Raw genomic sequence first — 24,677 nt, forward strand, 5'->3', positions numbered from 1 at the left:
CTTACTCGATGACTTTCGGAACCAGGTACAGGCCGCTGTCCGTCGCCGGGGCGATGGCCTGGTAGCTGTCTCGCTGGTTGCTTTCTGTTACAACGTCGGCGCGAAGGCGCTGGCTGGCTTCCAGAGGGTGAGCCAAAGGCTCGATACCGGTGGTGTCGACGGCCTGCATCTGGTCGACCAGTCCCAGAATACTGTTCAGGGCATCGGTAGTGCGTGGCAGATCGGCTTCGTTCAGGCCCAGTCGGGCCAGGTGAGCGATCTTTTCCACGTCGCAGCGTTCAAGCGCCATGGGGATCTCCTGGGGAAAGAAAAACGGAATGGGTCCGCGATGAGGAACATGTAGGCGCACACGTGGTCATAAGGCCCGATCGTGTGCTGGCTTGCTCGGAAAAACTGCCAATTTAACATATTGGCGCCTTGCCCAAAATCCCCGCCGTTGTTAGAGTTTGCCGCACTTTTTTACCCACGCGTTGCCAGGGTCCCTTTCCCATGTTCAAGAAACTGCGTGGCATGTTTTCCAGCGATCTTTCCATCGACCTGGGCACTGCCAACACCCTTATTTACGTGCGTGAGCGCGGTATCGTCCTGAATGAGCCCTCGGTTGTGGCCATTCGTACCCACGGCAACCAGAAAAGTGTCGTCGCTGTCGGCACCGAAGCAAAGCGCATGCTGGGTCGTACTCCCGGCAACATTGCTGCCATTCGTCCGATGAAGGACGGCGTTATCGCCGACTTCAGCGTCTGCGAAAAGATGCTGCAGTACTTCATCAACAAGGTTCACGAAAACAGCTTCCTGCAGCCTAGCCCTCGTGTGCTGATCTGCGTGCCGTGCAAATCGACCCAGGTCGAGCGCCGCGCCATCCGCGAATCGGCCCTCGGTGCCGGTGCCCGTGAAGTCTTCCTGATCGAAGAGCCAATGGCCGCTGCCATCGGTGCCGGTCTGCCAGTAGAAGAAGCCCGTGGCTCGATGGTCGTCGATATCGGTGGTGGTACCACTGAAATCGCACTGATCTCCCTGAACGGTGTGGTTTACGCCGAATCCGTCCGCGTTGGTGGCGACCGCTTCGACGAAGCCATCGTGACTTACGTGCGCCGCAACTACGGCAGCCTGATCGGTGAATCCACCGCCGAGCGTATCAAGCAGGAAATCGGTACCGCCTATCCGGGCGGCGAAGTGCGCGAAGTCGATGTCCGCGGCCGTAACCTGGCCGAAGGCGTACCACGTGCCTTCACCCTGAATTCCAACGAAGTGCTCGAAGCGCTGCAGGAATCCCTGGCGACTATCGTTCAGGCCGTGAAGAGCGCCCTGGAGCAATCGCCTCCGGAACTGGCGTCCGACATCGCCGAGCGTGGCCTGGTCTTGACCGGTGGTGGCGCGCTGCTGCGCGACCTGGACAAGCTGCTGGCTCAGGAAACCGGTCTGCCGGTGATCGTTGCCGAGGATCCGCTGACCTGTGTCGCCCGTGGCGGCGGTCGCGCCCTGGAAATGATGGACAAACACACCATGGACCTGCTCTCCAGCGAGTGATTCGCCGGATTGCAACCCTGTCGACCGGTTTACAGGTAGCGCTTGCAGTGCTACCTGTATTGCCGGCTGGCGTCCGTCTGGACGTCGTTTCCATCCATCCGCAATCCAGGCCGGTGCGTTGCCGTATGAATGACCTCCTGAATCGTCGTCAACGAGGAGCGGCCTATTAAACCGCTTTTCGCCAAAGGCCCGTCGCTGGGCGTACGCCTGCTCGTGCTGGTCGTGCTGTCGATCGCCCTGATGGTGGTCGATGCCCGCTTCCCCGTGCTCAAGCCCGTGCGCAGTCAAATGTCGCTGGTGCTGATGCAGTCCTACACCATCACCGATCTGCCGCAGCGCCTGTGGCAAGGCGTGGCCAGCCAGTTTGGCAGCCGCACCGAACTGATCGCCGAGAACGAAAAACTCAAGACCGAAGCCCTGCTCCTGCAAGGTCGCCTGCAAAAGCTGGCAGCCCTGACCGAGCAGAACGTGCGTCTGCGCGAGTTGCTCAACTCCTCGGCGCTCTTCAATGAGAAGGTCGAGGTCGCCGAACTGATCGGCATGGACCCGAACCCGTTCACTCACCGAATTCTGATCAACAAAGGCGAGCGCGACGGTGTCGTGCTCGGCCAGCCGGTGCTCGACGCCCGCGGCCTCATGGGCCAGGTGGTCGAATTGATGCCGTACACCTCGCGGGTGCTGCTGCTGACCGACACCACCCACAGCATCCCGGTGCAGGTCAACCGCAACGGGCTGCGTGCCATTGCCAGTGGTACCGGCAACCCGGAGCGCCTTGAACTGCGTCATGTCGCCGACACCGCCGATATCAAGGAAGGTGACCTGCTGGTGAGTTCCGGCCTGGGTCAGCGTTTCCCGGCCGGTTATCCGGTGGCTACGGTGAAGGAAGTGATCCACGATTCCGGGCAACCGTTCGCCATCGTTCGCGCGGTGCCGACTGCTGCCCTGAACCGCAGCCGCTATCTGCTGCTGGTGTTCAGTGACAGCCGCACACCTGAAGAGCGTGCCAACGACGCTGCCCAGGCCCAGGCCCTGGACGCCGCTGGTCACCCGGCGCCCGCCACTGACGCCGCACATGCTGCGCCGGCCACCACGCCTGCAACACCTGCCGCCCCCGCTACCACGACCCCGGCTGCGTCCCATGCCCCGGCGGCCACACCAGCGGCCGCGCCAACGCCGGCTGCCGCTGCTGCACCCGCAAGCCATGGCACGCCAACGACCCCCTCCCGGGAGAGACATTGATGGTCAGTACACACAGCAAGAATGGCTGGGTGGTCTGGTTGACCTTCCTGGTTGGCCTGCTGCTCAGCGTGTGGCCGATGCCGCCGTTCATGGATATCTTCCGTCCGCTGTGGCTGGCCCTGCTGCTGGCCTTCTGGACGTTGAACCTGCCCACCAAGGTCGGCATGACCACCGCGTTTCTGCTCGGTCTGGCGGAGGACGTGCTCTACGGCACGCTGCTGGGGCAGAACGCCCTGGTACTGACCCTGATCACCTTCCTGGTGCTCAGCCTGCAACAGCGCTTGCGCATGTTCCCCATGTGGCAGCAGAGCCTGACCATCCTGGTGATCTTCGGTGTCGCTCAGCTGGTACAACTGTGGCTCAGCGCCCTGACCGGCAATCGCCAGCCCACGCTGGCGCTGGTCTGGCCCGCAGTAACCAGTGCCTTGCTCTGGCCATGGATCAGCTTCGGCCTGCGCGGTCTGCGCAGCCGTTTGAGCATCTACTGAAGCATCCTGCTTTTCGACGCTGACAGGGAGACGTCACGATGACCCCGCTGTACCTGGCCTCCGGTTCGCCGCGCCGCCGTGAGCTGCTGACCCAGATCGGCATTCCCTTCACCGTCGTCAGTGCCTCGATTGACGAAACCCCGCTGCCCGATGAGTCGGCAAGCGCCTATGTCGAGCGCCTTGCCCTCGGCAAGGCGGCTGCTGGCCTGGCCCTGCTGACCGCCAGCGGCACCCGCGAGCCTCTGGCCGTGCTCGGTGCCGATACCGCCGTGGTCCTCGACGGCAGGATTCTTGGCAAGCCTGTCGACCGTGAAGATGCCCTGGTCATCCTGGCCTCGCTTTCCGGACGTGAACATCAGGTGCTGACTGCCGTCGCCGTGAGCGATGGCCAGCGCAGCGAAAGCCTGTGCGTCACCAGTCGCGTTACCTTCGGACCGATCAGCGCAGAGCAGGCGCAGGCCTACTGGAGCAGCGGCGAGCCGCGGGACAAGGCCGGTGCCTACGCGATCCAGGGCCTCGGCGCGGTATTCGTGCAGAACCTTCAGGGCAGTTACTCGGGGGTGGTCGGGCTTCCAGTCGCCGAAACCGCCGAATTGCTCGCCCGTTTCGGCATTCCCTGCTGGCAGGGCCTGCCGACAGCAGAATGAGGATGCACTGAGACCGTTTATTGCTCGCCAGTCTCCGTCGGGCAATCCATCATTACCGCAAAGAACTTTGACGAGAGCCTGCCATGAGTGAAGAGATTCTGATCAACATCACACCGATGGAATCACGCGTGGCGGTGGTGGAAAACGGCGTTCTCCAAGAGGTGCATGTCGAGCGCACCCAGCGCCGAGGCATTGTCGGCAATATCTACAAGGGCAAGGTGGTACGGGTACTGCCGGGCATGCAGGCGGCCTTCGTCGATATCGGCCTGGACCGTGCGGCCTTTATTCATGCCTCGGAAATCTCTCTGCGTGAAGGCACCACGGTCGAAAGCATCAGCGCCCTGGTACATGAGGGGCAAAGCCTGGTGGTGCAAGTGACCAAGGATCCCATCGGGTCCAAAGGCGCCCGCCTGACCACCCAGTTGTCGATCCCTTCCCGCTATCTGGTCTACATGCCGCGCACCAAGCACGTCGGCATTTCCCTGAAGATCGAAGACGAAGCTGAACGTGACCGCCTGAAGAAGGTGGTCAGCGACTGTGTCGCCCAGGAAAACATCCAGGACTCCGGCGGCTTCATCCTGCGCACCGCGGCGGAAGGCGCCGGGGCAGACGAAATTCTCATGGACATCCGCTACCTGCGACGCCTGTGGGATCAGATCGGCGCGCAGATCAAGACGGTGGGGGCGCCTACCGAAATCTACGAAGACCTGGGGCTGGCGCTGCGGACTCTGCGGGACCTGGTGAATCCGAAGATCGAGAAGATCCGCATCGATTCCCGGGAAACCTTCCAGAAAACCACGCAGTTCGTTGGCGAACTGATGCCGGAAATCGCCGATCGTCTGGAGCATTACCCTGGTGAGCGTCCGATTTTCGACCTGTACGGCGTCGAGGATGAAATCCAGCGTGCCCTCGAGCGCAAGGTGCCGCTCAAGTCCGGCGGCTATCTGGTGATCGACCCGGCCGAGGCCATGACCACCATCGATGTGAACACCGGTGCCTTCGTCGGCCATCGCAACCTCGAAGAAACCATCTTCAAGACCAACCTCGAAGCCGCCACCGCCATCGCCCGGCAACTGCGCCTGCGCAATATCGGCGGGATCATCATCATCGACTTCATCGACATGGAAGACGAAGAGCATCAGCGCCAGGTGCTGCGCACCCTGGAAAAGCAGCTCGAACGCGACCATGCGAAGACCAACATCATTGGCCTCACCGAGCTGGGCCTGGTGCAGATGACCCGCAAACGCACCCGCGAAAGCCTTGAGCAGGTGCTATGCGAGCCGTGTAGCAGTTGCCAGGGGCGCGGCAAGCTCAAGACGCCGGAGACTATCTGTTACGAGATTTTCCGGGAAATTCTTCGCGAGGCGCGGGCCTATCAGGCCGAAGGCTATAGAGTGCTCGCCAATCAAAAGGTGGTGGACCGCCTGCTGGACGAAGAATCGGGGAATGTCGCCGAACTCGAAGCCTTTATCGGGCGAACCATTCGTTTCCAGGTGGAGTCCATGTATTCCCAGGAACAATACGATGTGGTGCTGCTCTGACTCGCTCTGATTTCGCGCTGGTTTCTTTTGTGCTGGCAAACCCGGTACGTCGGGCCATAGTTATGGGACGACTCGGGGGGCCATTGGCATGGAGCGTCTGATCCGCGTTCTTGCTGCACTGACCCGCTGGGGTCTGGGTGCCTGTGCGTTGCTGGCGGTGCTGGTTGCACTCTATGTCAGCCTCGGCCGCGAGCTGATTCCGCTGGTTGCCGAGTACAGTAGTGAAGCCCAGGACAAGGCCGAGGCCGCCCTCGGCTTGCCCGTGCACATTGGCGCGCTGGAAGGGCGCTGGAGTGGTCTGGCGCCGATTCTGGTGGTGCATGACGTGCAAGTGGGCGAGGGCAATTCGGCCCTGCGCCTGGATGCGGTGAAGGTGGTGCCCGACCTCTGGTCCAGCCTGACCCGGCGCGAGCTGCGCCTTGCCCGTGTCGAACTCGGCGGGCTGCAACTGAACCTGCATGAAAACGAAGACGGTCGCTGGTCGCTCAAGGGCCTGCCGGTCCAGGACGACGCGCCGCTCGACGTCGAGCAACTGCTGCAGCGCATGCAGATGGTCTCGAAAATCTCGGTGCTCGACAGCCAGGTGACGCTGGAACCCATCGATCACGACCCCATGACCCTGACCTACGTCGGCCTCAGCCTGCAGACCGGCAGTGTGCGCCAACGCCTTGATGCCCGCATGACCTTGCCGGATGGCCAGCCGATGGCCCTGCGTCTGGATAGCCGCGTCCGTCCGGCGAAATGGCGCGAAGGTGAAGTCGATGCCTACCTGAGTCTGCCGCAGAGCGATTGGGCCAAGTGGTTGCCGGCCCGTCTGCTCGGCCAGTGGCAGGCGCCCGAAGTGCGCGCCGGTGGTGAGCTGTGGGTCGGTTGGGGTAAAGGGCAGTTGCAGAGCGCAACGTTGCGCCTGAACGCCCCTCAGGTGCGCGCGGCTTACGCAGCGCGCAAGCCGGTCACCCTGGAAAACCTGGCACTCAATGCCTGGCTGCGCCGCAGTGAGCAAGGCGTGAAGGTGACCGTCGACTCCCTGGCCATGAACCTCGGCAAGACGCGTTGGGAATCCCATCTGCAAATCAACCAGACCGCCGCGGGTGCGGAGGGTGAGTTGTGGGAAATCCAGGCTGATCGTCTCGACCTCACTCCACTCACGCCTGTGATTCAGGCCCTCGGTCCGTTGCCGACAGCCGGAATGGCGGTGGTCGACGGACTGAAAGTGACGGGTGGCCTGCGCAATGTTCGCCTGGAAGTCCGCCCTGAAGCCGAGGGCGATCGTCGTTTCAGCTTCGCCGCAAACCTCGACCGCGTTGGCTTCGACGCCTACCACGGCGCGCCGGCGGCGGGGAATGTCAGCGGTGCCATCAGCGGTGACCTCGGCCACGGCGAACTACGCCTGGATACCGATAAATTCATGCTGCATCTGGTGCCGATCTTCGCCGACCCCTGGCACTACCTCAAAGCCAATGCCCTGCTGACCTGGAAGCTCGACAAGGAAGGTTTCACCCTGATCGCGCCCTATCTCAAAGTGCTCGGCGAAGAAGGCAAGATCGCCGGCGATTTCCTGATTCGGCTGTTTTTCGAAGAAGCCAGTGAAGACTACATGGACCTGCGGGTCGGTCTGGTCGATGGCGACGGTCGCTACACGCCCAAATACCTGCCGGAAGTCCTCAGTCCATCCGTTGATCACTGGCTGCGCACGGCGATCCTCAAGGGCGCCGTGGACGAAGGCTATTTCCAGTACCAAGGGTCGTTGAGTCACGGTGCGCCCGACCATTCCCGCAGTATCAGCCTGTTCTTCAAGGTGCGCGATGCCACGCTGGACTTCCAGCCCGGTTGGCCAAAGGTCAGCAAGGTGGATGGTGATGTGTTCATCGATGACCACGGAGTGCGGATCAAGGCCAGCGACGGGCAACTGCTCGACACCCGGGTGAGCAATGTTGTGGTCGACATCCCCCATGTGGCGGAGGGTGAACACAGCCATTTGTATCTGGATGGCGATTTCGACGGCGGCCTGAGCGATGGCGTGAAGATTCTCCAGGAGGCGCCTATCGGTACCGGCGCGACCTTCGCCGGCTGGGAAGGCGAGGGTGACCTCAAAGGCTCCGTCAAACTCGACATTCCACTGACCCACGATGTGGCGCCGAAGGTGGTCGTGGACTTCCGCACCGATAAAGCCCGCCTGAAACTAGCCGAGCCAGCCCTTGAACTGACCCAGCTCAAGGGCGATTTCCGCTTCGACCTGGACGCCGGCTTGAGCGGCAAGAACATTACCGCCAAGGCGTTCGACAAGCCGATCACCGCGCAGATTTTCGCCGAGGGCAAGCCCGGGCAACTGCAGACCCGTATCACCGCCAAGGGGCAGATTGCCCTGAAGTCGCTGACCGACTGGCTGAAGTTCAGCCAGCCTCTGCCGCTTTCCGGTGAGTTGCCCTATCAATTGCAGGTGTCGCTGGGCAGTCGCGACAACCTGTTGAGCGTCGATTCGAACCTCAAGGGCCTGACCATCGACCTGCCAGCGCCGTTCGGCAAGGCCGCCAACGACACCCGCGACAGCCAGTTCCGCATGACCCTGCAAGGACCGGAGCAGCGCTTTGATGCGACCTACACCGATCTGGCCAACATGGTCTACGCGGCGCCTGCCGGGAAACTGGACCAGGGGCGCGGCGAGTTGGCGCTGGGGGCGGGCAACAGCCAGTTGCCGACTGCGCAGGGACTGCGGATCAAAGGCACGGTCAGCGAAGTGGATGTCGAGGCCTGGCAAAAGCAACTGGCCAGCCTGGCCGGCGATGATCCGGGCACCAGTGCCCGCCAGTTTCTGCGGGGTGTGGACCTGAGCATCGGCAAGCTCAAGGTCTACAGCTTCGATCTCAACCAGGCCGTGGTGCGCCTGGACCGCAACAGCGACAACTGGGCGCTGCGCCTGGACAGCAAGGAAGTCATCGGCAATGCACGGGTTCCCGATGCCAAGGCCGCGCCGATCGCCGTCAACCTGCAAACCCTGCACCTGCCGGCCGCCGACCCGGCCGAAGAGACCGCGCCGGATGCCCCGGATCCGCTGGCAACAGTGGACCCGCGCAAGATCCCGGCGCTGGACCTGAGCATCGCCAAGCTGTTCCGGGGTGACGATCTGCTGGGCAGTTGGTCGCTCAAGCTGCGCCCCACCAGTAAAGGCGTGGCAATCAACGATCTCGATCTGAACCTCAAGGGCCTGATGGTCGATGGTTCTGCGGGCTGGGAGGGTGTCCCGGGCGCCAGCAGCAGTTGGTACAAGGGCCGTCTGGAAGGTGCCGACCTGGGCGATGTGCTCAAGGCCTGGGACTTCGCCCCAACGGTCACCAGCCGCGATTTCCACATGGATGTCGATGGTCGCTGGCAAGGTTCGCCAGCCTGGGTCAGCCTCAAGCGGTTCTCCGGCAGCATGGATGCGAGCCTGCGCAACGGCCAGTTCGTTGAAGTCGATGCCAGTGCCCAGGCGCTGCGGGTGTTTGGTCTGCTCAATTTCAACTCGATCGGCCGGCGTTTGCGCCTGGACTTCTCCGACCTGCTCGGCAAGGGGCTGAGCTATGACCGGGTCAAGGGCGTGCTGGTGGCCAGCGAAGGCGTTTACGTCACCCGCAGCCCCATTGCCATGACCGGCCCGTCCAGCAACTTCGAGCTGGAGGGCACGCTGGATATGGTTCGCGACCGCATTGATGCCAACCTCATGGTGACCCTGCCGGTGACCAACAACCTGCCGCTGGCCGCGTTGATCGTCGGGGCGCCGGCCATTGGTGGCGCGCTGTTCCTGGTGGACCGGTTGCTGGGTGACCGGGTCGCGCGTTATGCCAGCGTCCACTATCGGGTCGAAGGTCCGGTGAAAGAGCCTAAAATGACCTTCGTCAAACCCTTTGAAAAATCCAACTAAGGCCCGGACATGACCTTCGCCGTCATTCAGATGATCAGTCAGGACGATATCGCCGCCAACCTGGCCCGCGCTCGCGCCCTGTTGGAACAGGCCGCTGCCGGTGGTGCGCGGCTCGCTGTGCTGCCGGAAAACTTCGCCGCCATGGGCCGTCGTGACAGTGCCGCGATCGGCCGGGCCGAAGCTCGGGGCGAAGGGCCGATCCTGCCGTGGTTGAAACAGACCGCCCGCGACCTCAGGTTATGGATTGTGGCGGGCACCTTGCCGCTGCCGCCCGTCGGCCAGCCCGAGGCCAAAGCCCATGCCTGCTCCCTGCTGGTGGACGAGCACGGCGAGCTGGTTGCCCGCTACGACAAGCTTCATCTGTTCGATGTGGATGTGGCCGACAACCGTGGCCGCTACCGTGAATCGGACGACTACGCCCATGGTGCGCACGTGGTGGTGGCAGATACGCCGGTCGGCAAAGTGGGCCTGAGCGTTTGCTACGACCTGCGTTTCCCCGAGCTTTACAGCGCGCTGCGTGAGGCGGGTGCGGAACTGATCACTGCACCAGCGGCGTTTACCGCGGTGACCGGCGCGGCGCATTGGGAAGTGCTGATTCGGGCGCGGGCGATCGAAACACAGTGTTATGTGCTGGCCGCCGCCCAGGGAGGCGTCCATCCAGGCCCGCGTGAAACCCACGGACAGGCGGCGATCGTCGACCCTTGGGGGCGGATCCTCGCCGAACAGGCCCGCGGCGAAGCGGTGCTGCTGGCGACACGCGACAGTATTGAACAAGCGTCCATCAGGGCGCGGATGCCGGTGGCCTCGCACCGGCGCTTTTTCTCGCGGGACGCACTGCGGCCCGCGCACACCTCGGAGTGACTATGAGCGAGTTGTTAACACGTGTCAGCGAGCAGCTGCTGACCCCCGGCGACCTGACCCTCGACAGCCTGCAATCGGTGCTGGGCGAGTTGGCCGGGCCGGGTATCGACGCCGCCGACCTGTACTTCCAGGGCCAGATTTCGGAGTCCTGGGCGCTGGAAGACGGCATCGTCAAGGAAGGCAGTTTCAACCTCGACCAGGGTGTGGGCGTGCGTGCTCAGTCCGGGGAGAAAACCGGTTTTGCCTACAGCAACGCAATCAATCTCGAAGCCCTGACCTCCGCCGCCCGCGCCGCTCGCTCCATTTCCCGGGCCGGGCAGAACGGTACGGTCCAGGCGTTCCGCAGCCAGGACGTCACTGCGCTCTATGCGGCAGACAATCCACTGGAAGTGCTGAGCCGTGCGGAGAAGGTCGACCTGCTCAAGCGCGTCGACGCCGCCACGCGTGCGCTGGATCCGCGTATTCAACAGGTCAGCGTGAGCATGGCCGGGGTCTGGGAGCGCATCCTGATTGCCGCCGCTGACGGCAGTCTGGCCGCAGACATTCGCCCGCTGGTGCGTTTCAACGTCAGCGTCATCGTCGAACAGAATGGTCGCCGCGAGCGCGGTGGCCACGGTGGTGGCGGTCGCACCGATTACCGCTATTTCACCGACGATCGGGTCATGTGCTTTGCCCGCGAAGCGCTGCGCCAGGCGCTGGTCAATCTGGAGGCCGTCCCGGCGCCAGCGGGCACCTTGCCTGTGGTGCTGGGCTCGGGCTGGTCCGGTGTGCTGCTGCACGAAGCGGTTGGTCATGGCCTGGAAGGCGATTTCAACCGCAAGGGCAGTTCGGCCTACAGCGGCCGGCTGGGCGAGATGGTCGCGTCGAGCCTCTGCACCATCGTTGACGACGGCACCCTGGAAGGGCGTCGCGGTTCGCTGAGCGTCGATGACGAAGGCGTTCCGACTGAATGCACCACGCTGATCGAGAACGGCAAGCTGGTCGGCTACATGCAGGACAAGCTCAACGCCCGTCTGATGGGCATGGCGGTGACCGGCAACGGCCGGCGCGAATCCTACGCCCATCTGCCGATGCCGCGCATGACCAACACCTACATGCGCGCCGGTGAGAGTGATCCGGCGGAGATCATCGCTTCGGTCAAGCGCGGTCTGTACTGCGCCAACCTCGGCGGTGGCCAGGTGGATATCACCAGCGGCAAGTTCGTGTTCTCCACCAGCGAGGCCTACCTGATCGAAGACGGCAAGATCACTACGCCGGTCAAGGGCGCGACGCTGATCGGCAACGGGCCGGAAGCGATGAGCCGGGTGTCGATGGTTGGCACCGACCTGTCGTTGGACAGTGGCGTAGGAACGTGTGGGAAAGATGGTCAGTCGGTGCCGGTTGGCGTGGGCCAGCCGACCCTGAAGATCGATGCGATCACCGTGGGTGGCACGGGCGCATAAAGATGAAACCGGGCGGGCAGGGCGCCTGCCCGGTGGCGGAACTCAGCGCAGGCCGCGCTGAACTTCGTCGAGTTCGCGAATGTACTTGAAGATCTTGCGCGAGGCGGATGGCGCCTTGTTCGTCTTCTGCTCGTGCTGGGCCTGGCGGATGAACGAACGCAGTTGCTGGCGATCGGCTTCCGGGAACTCCTGGACAAATTTTTCCAGGACCTCGTCGGTGCCTTCGATCAGCCGGTCACGCCAGCGCTCGAGGTTGTGGAAGCGCTCGTTGTACTGGCGGGTGGAGGCGTCGAGCTGCTCAAGCAGTGCGTTGATGGCATCGATGTCCTGGTCACGCATCAGCTTGCCGATGAACGACCGGTGACGCCTTTTGGCCTCGTTTGCCGTGTGCTTCTTGTGCTCTTCGAGAGCCCTGCGCAATTCATCGGTCAGAGGCAGTTTGGCCAGGGTGTCGGGCTTGAGCGTGGTGAGGCGCTCGCCCATATCGACCAGCGCCTGCATCTCGCGCTTGATCTGGGTTTTGCTTTTTTCGCCTTCGTCGAAGGCATCGTAAGAATCAACCATGGGGGGCAGTCCGCTGAGAAACGCCGCCATGATAACCAGTCGGGGGCCGCTTGTCCGGCCCGGTCGCTCGATGACCCTCGCCGAACGCCGTATTTGAGTGGAGAAAACCATGAGTGCAGTCCAGAGCGTAGGTCCGCAAGCCCTGCCGGCCTTGCAGGAGCAGGTCGAGCAGATCATCGCCGAAGCGAAGCGCCAGGGCGCCAGTGCCTGTGAAGTGGCGGTATCGCTGGAGCAGGGGCTATCGACCTCGGTACGTCAGCGTGAAGTGGAAACGGTGGAATTCAACCGCGACCAGGGCTTCGGCATCACCCTCTACGTCGGCCAGCGCAAAGGCTCGGCCAGCACCTCGGCCAGCGGCAGCGAGGCGATTCGCGAGACGGTCGCCGCAGCCTTGGCCATCGCCAAACACACCTCTGAAGATGATTGCTCGGGGCTGGCCGATCCGGCGCTGATGGCCCGTGATCTCCAGGACTTCGATCTCTATCACGCCTGGGATATCACCCCCGAGCAGGCCATCGAAAAGGCGCTGGCCTGCGAGGCCGCCGCCTTCGATGCCGATGCGCGAATCAAGAACGCTGATGGCACGACCCTCAATACCCATCAGGGGTGCCGGGTCTACGGCAACAGCCACGGTTTCATCGGCGGTTACGCCTCGACACGCCACAGCCTGAGCTGCGTGATGATCGCCGAAGGCGACGGGCAGATGCAGCGTGACTATTGGTACGACGTCAATCGCCAGGGCGAATTGCTCGCCGATCCACGCAGCATCGGTCAGCGTGCGGCCCAGCGCGCGGCCAGCCGCCTGGGTGCGCGGCCGGTGCCGACTTGCGAAGTGCCGGTGCTGTTCTCCGCAGAACTGGCCGGTGGTCTGTTCGGCAGCTTCCTCTCGGCGATTTCCGGCGGCAATCTGTACCGCAAGTCGTCGTTCCTCGAAGGTACCCTCGGCCAGCAATTGTTCCCGAGTTGGTTGACCCTCGACGAGCGTCCACACCTGCCTCGCGCACTGGGCAGCGCCTCGTTCGACGGCGACGGTCTGGCGACCTACGCCAAGCCGTTTGTCGAAAATGGCCAGTTGGTTTCCTACGTGCTCGGCACCTATTCCGGTCGCAAGCTGGGCCTGCCCAGCACCGCCAACGCGGGCGGCGTGCACAACCTGTTCGTCACCCACGGCGTCGAGGACCAGGCAGCCCTGATCCGCCGCATGGGTCGCGGCTTGCTGGTAACCGAGTTGATGGGCCATGGCCTGAACATGGTGACCGGTGATTATTCCCGTGGTGCAGCGGGCTACTGGGTGGAAAATGGCGAGATCCAGTTCGCCGTTCAAGAGGTGACGATCGCCGGCAATATGAAAGACATGTTCCAGCAGATTGTCGCCATCGGCAGTGATCTTGAAACCCGTAGCAACATCCACACCGGCTCGATTCTGATCGAGCGCATGACCGTCGCGGGAAGCTGAATATCCCCACAAGGTCAGTTCACCAACGGTGTTTCTGAAAGCCCGGCCTCTGCGCCGGGTTTTTTGTTTCTGCAGAAACGAGCTTGAACTGATTCTATTTATCAATTAATAATGAATATCATTACCCAGGTGATGATGTTCATGAAATCCGTCCTTCACGAATTGCCCTACCTCGAAAACTGGCGCTGGCTGAGCCGGCGTATCCGCTGTGCGCTCGAGCCCGACGAGCCGCGCGTGATCGAACACTATCTGGCCGAAGGTCGCTATCTGGTCTGTTGTACCGATACCTCGGCCTGGACCGTGGCCCTCACTTCTTTCCGTCTTCTGCTCGATACCGCCTGCGACCGCATGTTGCCGTGGCATTGGCGCTGCCTGTGTCTCGACCAGGCGTGGCGACCGCTGCTGCAACTGCGCAAGCTCGATGGCGGCGAGCACGGCCAGCGTTGGCAGCCGCTGGCCCTGCAACTGGCGAATTGCACGCTGTTGCCTTCGATTTCTTCCGCTGAACTGATGCAAGGACTTGATGATGAGTAATACCCGTATCGAGCGTGACAGCATGGGTGAACTGCAGGTGCCGGCCGAGGCCCTGTACGGTGCCCAGACCCAGCGCGCGGTCAACAACTTCCCGATCAGCCAGCAACGCATGCCGGCGCAGTTCATTCGCGCACTGCTGCTGGCCAAGGCCGCGGCAGCCAAAGCCAACATCCAGCTCGAGCAAGTGAGCCGGGAGCAGGGCGAGGCGATCGTCGCGGCGGTCGAGCAACTGCTCGCCGGCGACTTCATGCAGCACTTCCCGGTGGATGTGTTCCAGACCGGCTCCGGCACCAGCTCCAACATGAACGCCAACGAAGTGATCGCGACCATCGCCAGCCGCGTGCTGGGCGACACAGTCAACCCGAACGATCACGTCAACTGTGGCCAGAGCAGCAACGACATCATCCCGACCACCATCCACGTCAGTGCCGCGCTGGCGTTGCACGAGCAACTGCTGCCCGCGCTGAACCACCTGGTCAAGGTGATCGAGGCCAAGGCCGAGCAGGTTCATCCGTTCGTCAAGACCGGTCGCACTCACCTGATGGACGCCATGCCGGTACGCATGAGCCAGGTGCTCGGCGGCTGGGCGCAGCAGATCAAGGCCAGCATCGGCCATCTGCAGGATGTCCTGCCGAGCCTGCAGGCGCTGGCGCAAGGCGGTACTGCGGTCGGCACCGGGATCAACGCTCACCCCGAGTTCTCCGGCCTGTTCGCCAAGCAACTGAGCGGTCTGACCCAGGTCGAGTTCGTGCCAGGTGAAAACCTGTTCGCACTGATCGGCTCCCAGGACACCGCAGTGGCGGCGTCCGGTCAGCTCAAGGTCACTGCGGTGGCGCTGATGAAGATCGCCAACGACCTGCGCTGGATGAACTCCGGTCCGCTGGCCGGCCTCGGCGAGATCGAGCTGGAAGGTCTGCAGCCGGGCTCTTCGATCATGCCGGGCAAGGTCAATCCGGTGATTCCGGAGGCCACCGCAATGGTCGCCGCCCAGGTCATCGGCAACGACGCCACCATCGCTGTCGCCGGCCAGTCCGGCAACTTCGAGCTGAACGTGATGCTGCCGGTCATTGCCCTGAACCTGCTCAGCAGCATCGAGCTGATGGCCAATGCCAGCCGTCTGCTGGCTGACAAGGCGATCGCCAGCTTCAAGGTCAACGAGCCCAAGCTCAAGGAAGCGTTGGCGCGCAACCCGATCCTGGTTACCGCGCTGAACCCGATCATCGGCTACCAGAAGGCCGCCGAAATCGCCAAGACCGCTTACAAACAAGGGCGTCCGGTCATCGACGTCGCGCTGGAACATACCGAGCTGTCGCGTACCCAGCTGGAAGTCCTGCTGGATCCGGAAAAGCTCACCGCCGGCGGCATCTGACGCCGTTCACTGCTTTGGAGGTTTGCCATGCAGCATTGGAAACGCACCACAGAAATCGCCAACCGCCTGTTCAATCAGGGCGATCTGGTCGATGCCCGCGAGCTGTACTTGCAGGCCCTGGCCCTGGCCCAGGTGCTCTTCGAACGCTGGCATGACGCCGACGAAGCAGTGGCCGCCTGCGTGATTTCTCATCACAACCTGGCGGACCTTCATCTGCGCCTGAAGCAGCCGCAGGAAAGCGCCGAGTATCTCTGTGCGATCCATCAGCGGCTGCTGGGCGCCAGCCAGGACATGCGCCTGTCGCAGAGCCTGCGCGAAGCAGCCCTGCGCCAGAGCGGAAAGACCTACACCGAACTGCTGAGTTTCATCAGCGAATACGGCCAGTATCCGCGCACCGAGCGCCTGCTTTACCGGCAGGAACCGCAGCCCGGCGTGCTGGCTGGTCAGGACCCCGTGACCCCACGAGCCTTCCAACAAGGAATTCACTAAATGCCTTACACCTTGCCTGCATTGCCTTACGCCTACGATGCGCTGGAACCGCACATCGACACCCAGACCATGCAAATCCACCACACCAAGCACCATCAGACCTACATCAACAACCTCAACGCCGCGGTTGATGGCACGGAGTGGGCTGAGTGGCCGGTGGAGAAACTGGTGGCTGCCGTCAAGCAACTGCCGCAAAACCTGCAGGCGGCGGTCATCAACCAGGGGGGCGGGCATGCCAACCATTCGCTGTTCTGGACCGTGATGTCGCCAACCGGTGGCGGCGTGCCACAAGACAGCGTGGCCAAGGCCATCGATGAGCAGCTTGGTGGCTTCGACGCCTTCAAGGATGCGTTCACCAAGGCGGCGCTGACCCGCTTCGGCAGTGGCTGGGCGTGGCTGAGCGTGACTCCCGAGAAGAAACTGGTCGTGGAAAGCAGCGGCAACCAGGACAGCCCGCTAATGAACGGTAATACGCCGATTCTTGGCCTGGACGTCTGGGAGCACGCCTACTACCTGCTGTACCAGAACCGTCGTCCGGAGTACATCAACGCCTTCTACAACGTGGTCGACTGGGCCGAAGTAGAGCGGCGTTACGTTGCTGCCCTGGCGTGAGTGACAGACGGATGCGTTCGGATGTCTTGTCCATAGGCAGTGTGCGCTTGTTCCGTCTGGCCCTGGGTACCTTGCTGCTGTTGGTCGGCACGGCGTTGCTGGTCGTCAAAGGCATTGCCTGGCTCGATCTGGAACCGCGGATGTTGCGGGCGCTGGAAGGCGGGGCGCTGTGTGCATTGGGCACGGCGCTTGGCGCGGTGCCGGTGCTGGTGATTCGAAATATGCCTGTGGCGCTGGCCGATACCCTCCTGGGGTTCGGTGCTGGCGTCATGCTGGCTGCCACGGCGTTCTCGCTGATCATTCCGGGGCTCGACGCTGCTCAGGCAGTGGGCTTCGGCAAGTGGGGCGCGGGCGGTCTGATCAGTTTCGGGCTGCTGTTGGGCGCGTTGTGCCTGTACCTCGTTGACCTCAAGGTTTCCGGGGTATCGCCTGATGCGCTGGTGGCGTCGAGTACTCAGCCGGTGGTGCCTGCGCGGATCTGGGTGTTTGTGATCGCGATCATTGCCCACAACATTCCGGAAGGTATGGCCATCGGCGTTTCTGCCGGCGGCGGCATGCCGGATGCGGACAGCCTGGCGATGGGCATTGCCCTGCAGGACGTGCCGGAAGGCCTGGTGATTGCGTTGGTGCTGGCGGGAGCCGGGATGGCGCGATTCAAGGCGTTCCTGATCGGTGCGGCATCCGGGTTGGTAGAGCCGGCGGCGGCACTGTTGTGCGCCTGGCTGGTGAAAGTGGCTGAACTGCTGCTACCGCTGGGTCTGGCCTTTGCGGCCGGAGCCATGTTGTTGGTGGTGACCCAGGAGATCATTCCCGAGTCACGGGCCAACGGGCATCATCGCCTGGCCAGTTTGGGGCTGTGTATCGGCTTTTGCCTGATGATGGTGATGGATACCGCGCTGTCCTGACAGCGCGGTTTACTCGCCTTCGTCGAACCGGTTGTTGATCAACTCGATCAGCGCGCCCAGCGCTGTTTCGCCATCTTCCCCTTCGGTGAGCAAATGCACCTTGGTGCCTTTGCCCGCCGCCAGCATCATGACCGCCATGATGCTCTTGCCATCGACCAGCTTGTCGGGGGCGCGCCCAATCTTCACGGTTGAGGAATACTTGCCCGCCACGCCAACGAACTTGGCTGCTGCACGGGCATGCAGCCCCAGCTTGTTGATGATCTCGATTTCGGTTGCGGGCATCGCGGGAGGGATCCTGTGGACTAGAGGTCGCGGTGGCGGACCTGAACGTTCTTCAATATGGGTTGCAGCAACTGCCCCAGTCGTTCGGTCAGGTAGACCGAGCGATGGTGGCCGCCAGTGCAGCCAATGGCAATGGTGACATAGGCGCGATTGCTGGCGGCGAAGCGGGGCAGCCATTTGAGCAGGTAGGAGGAGATGTCCTGGAACATTTCCTCCACATCCGGCTGCGCGGCCAGATAGTCGATGACCGGTTGATCCTGCCCGGAGTGCTCTCGCAGTTCGGGTTTCCAATAAGGATTCGGCAGGCAGCGAACGTCGAATACCACGTCGGCATCGACCGGCATGCCGCGCTTGAAGCCAAAGGACTCGATCAGGAATGCGGTGCCCGGCTCAGGTTGGTTGAGCAGGCGAAGCTTGATCGAGTCACGCAGTTGATAGAGGTTGAGGCTGGTGGTGTCGATCTTCAGGTCGGCGAGATCGGCAATCGGGCTTAGCAACTCGCTTTCGACCCGGATTGCCTCGGCCAGCGAGCGGTCCTGGTTGGTCAGCGGGTGGCGTCGACGGGTCTCCGAAAAACGCTTCAGCAGGGTTTCTTCATCGGCGTCGAGATACAGCACATCGCACTGGATATGGCGCGCACGCGCGTCGTCCAGTAGTTCCGGAAAGCGTGTCAGGTGGCTTGGCAGGTTGCGCGCGTCGATGGACACCGCAACCCGCGGCTGCAGCAATTCGGTATTGATCAGGGCGCTTTCCGCCAACTGCGGTAGCAGGCCGGCGGGGAGATTGTCGATGCAGTAGAAGCCGTTGTCCTCAAGGACGTCGAGGGCGGTGCTCTTGCCCGAGCCAGATCGGCCGCTGACGATGACGAGGCGCATGCTCAGGGCTCGTTCTGCACGTCCAGGACGACCTGGTACAGGGCGGTACTGCTGTTGGCCGCACGAAGCCGATCGCGGACATCCTTGCGATCGAGCATGCTGGCAATCTGGCGCAACAGTTCAAGGTGGGCGTCGGTGGCAGCCTCGGGCACCAGCAGAACGAACAGCAGGTCTACCGGGGCGCCATCGATGGCGTCGAAATCTATGGGGGCATCCAGGTGAAGCAATGCGCTGACAGGGCTTGCACAACCCTTGAGGCGGCAATGGGGAATGGCGATGCCATTGCCAAATCCTGTCGACCCGAGTTTTTCTCGGGCAATCAGGGCTTCATAAACGGTCTGGCCGTCCAGATCAGGAACTTCTTTCCCGATCAGGTTGCCGATCTGTTCAAGTGCGCGCTTTTTACTGCCGCCCGGCACGTTCACGAGGGAACGGCCGGGGGTCAGGATGGATTCAAGTCGGATCATGGATGAGGGGGATCAGCGTGCAGCCGTACCTTGCAGCAGGCTTTGCTGTTTTTCCTTGTGTTTTTTCAGTTGGCGGTCGAGCTTGTCGGCCAAGGAGTCGATCGCGGCATACATGTCTGCGTCTTCGGCGTTTGCTACCACTTCACCACCGGGAATCTGCAGGGTGGCCTCCACTTTCTGTTGGAGTTTCTCGACTTTCAGGATCACCTGCACATTGGTGATCTTGTCGAAATGGCCCTCCAGGCGCTTGAGCTTCTGCTCCACATATTCGCGCAGCGGCTGAGTGACTTCTACATGTTGTCCACTGATGTTGACTTGCATACTGCTTCTCCTTTGTTGCCGTGCATAAAGAGGCAGGTGTTGCGCCTGCCACTGAATTGCGATGGCACACCTCAGGGAAGGTCACATCAATCGCTTGCGCTCACTCGACGGTGCGATGCCGAGGGATTCGCGGTACTTGGCGACGGTGCGACGTGCTACCTGGATGCCTTGTGCCTCCAGTAAACCAGCGATCTTGCTGTCACTCAATGGCTTTTTCTGATTTTCCGCGGCAACCAGTTTTTTGATGATTGCGCGGATCGCCGTGGACGAGCATTCACCGCCTTCGGAGGTGCTGACGTGGCTGGAGAAAAAGTACTTCAGCTCATAGATTCCGCGGGGCGTGTGCATGTATTTCTGCGTGGTGACCCGGGAAATCGTCGATTCGTGCATGCCCACCGCTTCGGCGATGTCGTGTAGTACCAGCGGTTTCATCGCCTCGTCGCCGTGGTCGAGGAAGCCGCGCTGGTGTTCGACGATCTGGGTCGCCACCTTCATCAGCGTCTCGTTGCGGCTTTGCAGGCTTTTGATGAACCAGCGGGCTTCTTGCAACTGGTTGCGCATGAAGGTGTTGTCGGCGCTGGTGTCGGCGCGGCGAACGAAGCCGGCATATTGCGGGTTGACCCTCAGTCGCGGTACCGCTTCCTGGTTCAGCTCCACCAGCCAGCGATCGCTGTCCTTGCGCACGATCACATCGGGAACCACGTACTCGGGTTCGCTCGACTCGATCTGCGAGCCAGGGCGTGGATTCAGGCTCTGGACCAGTTCGATCACCTGGCGCAGCTCGTCTTCCCTGAGCTTCATGCGGCGCATCAGCTGGCTGTAGTCGCGGCTGCCGAGCAGGTCGATGTAATCGCTGACCAGTCGCTTGGCCTCGGCCATCCACGGTGTATTGGCGGGCAGTTGGCGCAATTGCAGCAACAGGCATTCGCCCAGGTTGCGTGCGCCGATACCGGCGGGTTCGAACTGCTGGATGCGGTGCAGGACGGCTTCGATCTCGTCCAGCTCGATATCCAGTTCAGGGTCGAAGGATTCGCAAACTTCTTCCAGCGTCTCGTCGAGGTAGCCCTGATTGTTGATGCAGTCGATCAGGGTTACAGCGATCAGTCGGTCGGTGTCCGACATCGGTGCCAGGTTCAACTGCCAGAGCAGGTGGCTTTGCAGGCTCTCGCCGGCCGATGTGCGGGTGGTGAAGTCCCACTCGTCATCGTCGTTGCTTGGCAGGCTGCTGGCGCTGGTCTGGTAGATGTCTTCCCAGGCGGTATCGACCGGTAGTTCGTTGGGGATGCGCTCGTTCCATTCGCCTTCTTCGAGGTTTTCCACGGTGGGCGTGGATTGCTCGAAGCTGCTCTCCTGGGACTCGGCAACAGGCTTGGACTCGGCGTTGTCGGCCATTGGGTCGCTGTTGTCGAAGTCTTCGCCTTCTTCCTGGCGCTCGAGCATCGGGTTGGACTCCAGGGCTTCCTGGATTTCCTGCTGCAGATCCAGTGTGGAGAGCTGGAGCAAACGGATAGCCTGTTGCAACTGCGGGGTCATCGTCAGTTGCTGGCCCATTCTTAGGACGAGCGATGGTTTCATGGCTGGGGCTTAACACCTTATTCGCCGGCGCGCATGCGCCATCAACTACAGGGGCGCTCAGGCGCCAATTCTAAGCAAGATATATGCCTGAAACTGTAGCGTTTGCCTAGAGCGCTGTAACAATTAAGCCGCAATCGTGGCTGAATTGCAGCGCTCGGACCACTCCGATACGCGAGCCTACAGACGGAACTCGTGGCCCAGGTAAACCTCTTTGACGAGCTGGTTGGCCAGGATGGTTTCCGAGTCGCCTTCGGCGATCAGTTGGCCATCGTTGACGATGTAAGCAGTTTCGCAGATATCCAGCGTTTCACGGACGTTGTGGTCAGTGATCAGAACGCCAATGCCCTTGGCTTTCAGGTGGTGGATGATCTGCTTGATGTCGCCGACCGAGATCGGGTCGACGCCGGCGAAAGGTTCATCGAGCAGGATGAACTTCGGTGCGGTTGCCAGGGCGCGGGCGATTTCCACGCGGCGACGCTCGCCGCCGGACAGGCTCATGCCGAGGTTGTCGCGGATGTGGCTGATGTGGAATTCCTGCAGCAGGCTTTCCAGCTCCTTGCGACGACCTTCGCGATCCAGTTCCTTGCGGGTTTCCAGGATCGCCATGATGTTGTCGGCCACCGACAGTTTGCGGAAGATCGAGGCTTCCTGGGGCAGATAGCCGATGCCGGCGCGTGCGCGGCCGTGCATTGGCTGGTGGCTGACGTCCAGATCGTCGATCAGTACGCGGCCCTGATCGGCCTGGACCAGGCCGACGATCATGTAGAAACAGGTGGTCTTGCCGGCGCCGTTAGGGCCGAGCAGGCCGACGATCTGGCCGCTGTCGATCGACAGGCTGACGTCACGCACGACTTGCCGGCTCTTGTAGCTCTTGGCCAGGTGCTGGGCTTTAAGGGTTGCCATTACTCGGCCTTCTTCTTCGGCTGGATCACCATGTCGATACGCGGACGTGGCGTCGAAACCTTGCCGCCGCGACCGGCGGTGGCGACCTGGGTCTTGGTGTTGTAGACGATCTTCTCGCCTTCGGTCGTGTTGCCTGCGTTGACAACCTTGGCCTGGTCAGTCAGCACCACCAGGTCTTTTTGAGCCTGGTACTGGATCTGCTTGGCGTAGCCTTGCATCTTGTCCGGCTTTGCGGCGTCCTGCTGCTGTTCGAAATAAGCCAGGGTGCCCAGCGAAGTCACCACATCGATGTCGCCGTTTGGCGCGCGTGTCAGGGTCACGACGTTGCCTTTGATCATCATCGAACCTTGAGTGATGATCACGTCACCTTTGTAGGTGGCGATACCTTGTTTGTCGTCCAGTTGGGCGTCGTCGGCCTGGATGCGAATGGGTTGATCGCGGTCGTTAGGCAGGGCCCAGGCACTCGCGCTTCCCAGTGCTGCGCTCAGGCTGAGCAAAAAGGGGAGGGTTTTAACGAGCCTCATACTGTCCTCTTACGTTGGACAGCAGGTCCATCCTGCCGTCTTTCAAATACGCTTTCATTCCCTTGCCCGTAGTCACGCCACCGGCGCCGTCGATTCTAACGTCTTGCTCGGTTTGCGCATATTGCTTCTGCGGGAATACCGTCATGCGGCTGGAGGTAATGATGGTTGTGCGGTTCTGGTCGTCGGTGCGGGCAACCCGTACCGAGTCGATCAATTCAACTTCGGTGCCGTCCGGGTTGACCTCGCCACGAGCACTCTGCACGTGCCATGGGTAGGCCGTGCCGCGATACATCTGCAGGTCTGGCGTAGTCAGCAACGTGACTTCGCTGGCCTTGAGGTGCTCGACCTTGTCCGCGGTCATTTCGTATTGCAGCTTGCCGTCAGGCAGGTACTGCACGCTGTGGGCGTTGATCGCATAGTAGTCGATAGCGCTTTCGTCGACCTGGGCAACGGGCTGGTCGAGGAAGCTCTCCGGACCGATATTCCAGTAGCCGACCGCTGCGAGCAGCGCGGCCATCACGCTGAACAGCGCGATATTGCGGATTTTCTTGCTGAACATGGCTGGCTCTACAGGTAATGGGCGTTTGCCGCTTCCAGGTTGCCCTGGGCTTGCAGGATCAGTTCGCAGAATTCGCGAGCCGCACCTTCGCCGCCGCGGGCCTGGGTGACGCCATGGGCGTGTTCGCGCACGAACGACGCGGCGTTGGCGACCGCCATGCCCAGGCCGACCCGGCGAATCACCGGCAGGTCAGGCAGGTCGTCGCCCAGGTAGGCGACCTCTTCATAGCTTAGGCCGAGCTGGCCGAGAAGTTCGTCCAGCACCACCAGTTTGTCCTCGCGACCCTGATACAGGTGCGGGATACCAAGATTCTTCGCGCGGCGCTCGACCACCGGGGTCTTGCGGCCGCTGATGATCGCGGTGGTCACGCCCGAGTTCATCAGCATCTTGATGCCTTGACCGTCGAGGGTGTTGAAGGTCTTGAATTCGCTGCCGTCTTCGAGGAAATACAGGCGGCCATCAGTCAGTACGCCATCCACGTCGAAAACGGCCAGCTTGATGGCCTTGCCACGTTGCAACAGGGTATTCATCACATCACTCCGGCGCGCAGCAGGTCGTGCATGTTCAGGGCTCCGACCGGGCGGTCGGCCTTGTCGACCACTACCAGTGCGCTGATCTTGTGGTCTTCCATGATCTTCAGGGCCTCGGCGGCGAGCATGTCGGCGCGGGCGGTCTTGCCGTGGACGGTCATGACCTCTTCGATCAAGGTCTTGTGCACGTCGATATTGCGATCCAGGCTGCGGCGCAGGTCGCCGTCAGTGAAGATTCCGGCCAGGCTGCCATCCGCTTCGGTCACGACAGTCATGCCCAAACCTTTGCGGGACATTTCAAGGAGCGCGTCCTTGAGCAGGGTGCCGCGTTGAACCTCGGGCAGTTCGTCGCCGGCGTGCATCACGTTCTCGACCTTGAGCAGCAGGCGGCGACCCAGCGCGCCACCCGGATGGGAGAAGGCGAAGTCTTCGGCGGTGAAGCCGCGGGCCTCGAGCAGGGCGATGGCCAGGGCGTCGCCCAGCACCAGTGCTGCGGTGGTCGAGGAGGTTGGCGCCAGGTTGAGCGGGCAGGCTTCCTGGGCGACGCGGGCGTCGAGGTTGACCTCGGCGGCCTTGGCCAATGGCGATTCAGGGTTGCCGGTGAGGCTGATGAGCTTGATGCCCAGGCGCTTGATCAGCGGCAACAGGGTAACGATTTCGGCGGTGGAGCCGGAATTGGACAGCGCCAGGATGATGTCGTCCCGGGTGATCATGCCCATGTCGCCATGGCTCGCCTCGGCGGGGTGGACGAAAAATGCCGTGGTTCCGGTACTGGCCAGGGTCGCGGCAATCTTGTTGCCGATGTGGCCGGATTTGCCCATGCCCACCACCACAACGCGGCCCTTGCTCCCCAGGATCAGTTCGCAAGCCTTCACGAAGTCGGCGTCGATATGGGCCAGCAGGCCTTCTACCGCTTCGATTTCGTAGCGGATGGTGCGCTGTGCGGATTGGATCAGGTCGGTGGATTGGCTCATGTCGGAAATCGGGTTGCCTGATGAAAAGGCCGGGATTATAGCGGGAATGCACGAAAGCCTCACCTGCGGATTACCCGGCGTACGCCTGTTTG

At 62.1% G+C, this 24,677-nt stretch carries 26 protein-coding genes; 14 read left to right on the forward strand and 12 right to left on the reverse strand.

Features of this window, described 5'->3' with window-relative positions; all coding sequences use genetic code 11:
* Nucleotide 1 precedes the first annotated feature (1 nt).
* Complete coding sequence (gene gatC, locus DM374_RS00355) at nucleotides 2-289, reverse strand: Asp-tRNA(Asn)/Glu-tRNA(Gln) amidotransferase subunit GatC (protein WP_095159590.1); 288 nt, start codon at nucleotides 287-289, stop codon at nucleotides 2-4.
* Nucleotides 290-489: 200 nt separating this feature from the next.
* Here gatC and mreB point away from each other — a divergent pair, with 200 nt between their 5' ends.
* The 8 genes from mreB (at nucleotide 490) to tldD (ending at nucleotide 11,646) form a co-directional block, all read left to right on the forward strand.
* Nucleotides 490-1,527, forward strand: a complete 1,038-nt coding sequence (gene mreB, locus DM374_RS00360; RefSeq protein ID WP_008371426.1) for a rod shape-determining protein MreB — start codon at nucleotides 490-492, stop codon at nucleotides 1,525-1,527.
* A 165-nt stretch (nucleotides 1,528-1,692) separates the two neighbouring features.
* Nucleotides 1,693-2,766, forward strand: a complete 1,074-nt coding sequence (gene mreC, locus DM374_RS00365; RefSeq protein WP_110968090.1) for a rod shape-determining protein MreC — start codon at nucleotides 1,693-1,695, stop codon at nucleotides 2,764-2,766.
* Entirely contained in the window at nucleotides 2,766-3,254 is a 489-nt protein-coding gene (gene mreD, locus DM374_RS00370) for a rod shape-determining protein MreD (RefSeq protein ID WP_095159592.1), read from the forward strand. Before mreC ends, mreD begins: the two co-directional genes overlap by 1 nt.
* A gap of 38 nt (nucleotides 3,255-3,292) precedes the next feature.
* On the forward strand, nucleotides 3,293-3,901 hold the full coding sequence (locus DM374_RS00375; protein WP_110968091.1) for a Maf family protein: 609 nt from the start codon (nucleotides 3,293-3,295) through the stop codon (nucleotides 3,899-3,901).
* A gap of 83 nt (nucleotides 3,902-3,984) precedes the next feature.
* A complete protein-coding gene (gene rng / locus DM374_RS00380) occupies nucleotides 3,985-5,442 on the forward strand; it encodes a ribonuclease G (protein ID WP_095159594.1) in 1,458 nt (485 codons plus the stop codon).
* 88 nt (nucleotides 5,443-5,530) lie between these two features.
* Complete coding sequence (locus DM374_RS00385; RefSeq protein WP_110968092.1) at nucleotides 5,531-9,343, forward strand: YhdP family protein; 3,813 nt, start codon at nucleotides 5,531-5,533, stop codon at nucleotides 9,341-9,343.
* Between the two features lie 9 nt (nucleotides 9,344-9,352).
* The gene (locus DM374_RS00390; RefSeq protein ID WP_110968093.1) at nucleotides 9,353-10,204 is read left to right on the forward strand and encodes a carbon-nitrogen hydrolase family protein; all 852 of its coding nucleotides are present in this window, start codon (nucleotides 9,353-9,355) and stop codon (nucleotides 10,202-10,204) included.
* 2 nt (nucleotides 10,205-10,206) lie between these two features.
* Nucleotides 10,207-11,646, forward strand: coding sequence for a metalloprotease TldD (gene tldD / locus DM374_RS00395; RefSeq protein ID WP_110968094.1), 1,440 nt, complete (start codon nucleotides 10,207-10,209; stop codon nucleotides 11,644-11,646).
* Between the two features lie 42 nt (nucleotides 11,647-11,688).
* Here the strand turns inward: tldD and yjgA are convergent, their stop codons facing one another.
* On the reverse strand, nucleotides 11,689-12,210 hold the full coding sequence (gene yjgA / locus DM374_RS00400) for a ribosome biogenesis factor YjgA (protein WP_095159598.1): 522 nt from the start codon (nucleotides 12,208-12,210) through the stop codon (nucleotides 11,689-11,691).
* A 109-nt stretch (nucleotides 12,211-12,319) separates the two neighbouring features.
* Here yjgA and pmbA point away from each other — a divergent pair, with 109 nt between their 5' ends.
* The 6 genes from pmbA to DM374_RS00430 all read left to right on the forward strand — a co-directional run bounded on the left by pmbA (nucleotide 12,320) and on the right by DM374_RS00430 (nucleotide 17,575).
* A complete protein-coding gene (pmbA, locus tag DM374_RS00405) occupies nucleotides 12,320-13,666 on the forward strand; it encodes a metalloprotease PmbA (protein ID WP_110968095.1) in 1,347 nt (448 codons plus the stop codon).
* A 132-nt stretch (nucleotides 13,667-13,798) separates the two neighbouring features.
* Complete coding sequence (locus DM374_RS00410; protein ID WP_110968574.1) at nucleotides 13,799-14,200, forward strand: FagA protein; 402 nt, start codon at nucleotides 13,799-13,801, stop codon at nucleotides 14,198-14,200.
* Nucleotides 14,193-15,569 carry a class II fumarate hydratase gene (locus DM374_RS00415; protein ID WP_110968096.1) on the forward strand — a complete coding sequence of 459 codons (1,377 nt, stop codon included), beginning with the start codon at nucleotides 14,193-14,195 and terminating at the stop codon, nucleotides 15,567-15,569. Before DM374_RS00410 ends, DM374_RS00415 begins: the two co-directional genes overlap by 8 nt.
* Before the next feature lie 27 nt (nucleotides 15,570-15,596).
* On the forward strand, nucleotides 15,597-16,058 hold the full coding sequence (locus DM374_RS00420) for a tetratricopeptide repeat protein (protein WP_095159601.1): 462 nt from the start codon (nucleotides 15,597-15,599) through the stop codon (nucleotides 16,056-16,058).
* Nucleotides 16,059-16,670, forward strand: a complete 612-nt coding sequence (locus tag DM374_RS00425) for a superoxide dismutase (RefSeq protein WP_095159602.1) — start codon at nucleotides 16,059-16,061, stop codon at nucleotides 16,668-16,670.
* A gap of 11 nt (nucleotides 16,671-16,681) precedes the next feature.
* Entirely contained in the window at nucleotides 16,682-17,575 is an 894-nt protein-coding gene (locus DM374_RS00430; RefSeq protein ID WP_110968097.1) for a ZIP family metal transporter, read from the forward strand.
* 9 nt (nucleotides 17,576-17,584) lie between these two features.
* On the opposite strand, the gene DM374_RS00435 is transcribed toward DM374_RS00430, so the two are convergent.
* From DM374_RS00435 to DM374_RS00480, 10 genes are all read right to left on the reverse strand, one after another.
* Nucleotides 17,585-17,857, reverse strand: coding sequence for an HPr family phosphocarrier protein (locus DM374_RS00435; protein WP_095159604.1), 273 nt, complete (start codon nucleotides 17,855-17,857; stop codon nucleotides 17,585-17,587).
* Between the two features lie 20 nt (nucleotides 17,858-17,877).
* Nucleotides 17,878-18,732 carry an RNase adapter RapZ gene (gene rapZ / locus DM374_RS00440; protein ID WP_095159605.1) on the reverse strand — a complete coding sequence of 285 codons (855 nt, stop codon included), beginning with the start codon at nucleotides 18,730-18,732 and terminating at the stop codon, nucleotides 17,878-17,880.
* 2 nt (nucleotides 18,733-18,734) lie between these two features.
* The gene (ptsN, locus tag DM374_RS00445) at nucleotides 18,735-19,199 is read right to left on the reverse strand and encodes a PTS IIA-like nitrogen regulatory protein PtsN (RefSeq protein WP_095159606.1); all 465 of its coding nucleotides are present in this window, start codon (nucleotides 19,197-19,199) and stop codon (nucleotides 18,735-18,737) included.
* A gap of 12 nt (nucleotides 19,200-19,211) precedes the next feature.
* Entirely contained in the window at nucleotides 19,212-19,520 is a 309-nt protein-coding gene (hpf, locus tag DM374_RS00450) for a ribosome hibernation-promoting factor, HPF/YfiA family (RefSeq protein WP_110968098.1), read from the reverse strand.
* Between the two features lie 81 nt (nucleotides 19,521-19,601).
* Entirely contained in the window at nucleotides 19,602-21,095 is a 1,494-nt protein-coding gene (locus tag DM374_RS00455) for an RNA polymerase factor sigma-54 (RefSeq protein ID WP_110968099.1), read from the reverse strand.
* Between the two features lie 177 nt (nucleotides 21,096-21,272).
* On the reverse strand, nucleotides 21,273-21,998 hold the full coding sequence (lptB, locus tag DM374_RS00460) for an LPS export ABC transporter ATP-binding protein (protein ID WP_095159609.1): 726 nt from the start codon (nucleotides 21,996-21,998) through the stop codon (nucleotides 21,273-21,275).
* On the reverse strand, nucleotides 21,998-22,522 hold the full coding sequence (gene lptA / locus DM374_RS00465) for a lipopolysaccharide transport periplasmic protein LptA (RefSeq protein ID WP_110968100.1): 525 nt from the start codon (nucleotides 22,520-22,522) through the stop codon (nucleotides 21,998-22,000). The genes lptB and lptA overlap by 1 nt, the downstream gene beginning before the upstream one ends.
* Nucleotides 22,509-23,081 (reverse strand): LPS export ABC transporter periplasmic protein LptC, encoded by a 573-nt coding sequence (gene lptC, locus DM374_RS00470; protein ID WP_095159611.1) that lies wholly within the window; start codon nucleotides 23,079-23,081, stop codon nucleotides 22,509-22,511. Before lptC ends, lptA begins: the two co-directional genes overlap by 14 nt.
* Nucleotides 23,082-23,089: 8 nt before the next feature.
* Nucleotides 23,090-23,611: a KdsC family phosphatase gene (locus DM374_RS00475; RefSeq protein WP_110968101.1), complete on the reverse strand. Its 522-nt coding sequence runs from the start codon at nucleotides 23,609-23,611 to the stop codon at nucleotides 23,090-23,092.
* Entirely contained in the window at nucleotides 23,611-24,585 is a 975-nt protein-coding gene (locus tag DM374_RS00480; protein ID WP_095159613.1) for a KpsF/GutQ family sugar-phosphate isomerase, read from the reverse strand. The genes DM374_RS00475 and DM374_RS00480 overlap by 1 nt, the downstream gene beginning before the upstream one ends.
* Nucleotides 24,586-24,677 lie beyond the last annotated feature (92 nt).

Source organism: Pseudomonas huaxiensis, from assembly GCF_003231275.1.
In the GTDB taxonomy this organism is placed as follows: Bacteria; Pseudomonadota; Gammaproteobacteria; order Pseudomonadales; family Pseudomonadaceae; genus Aquipseudomonas; species Aquipseudomonas huaxiensis.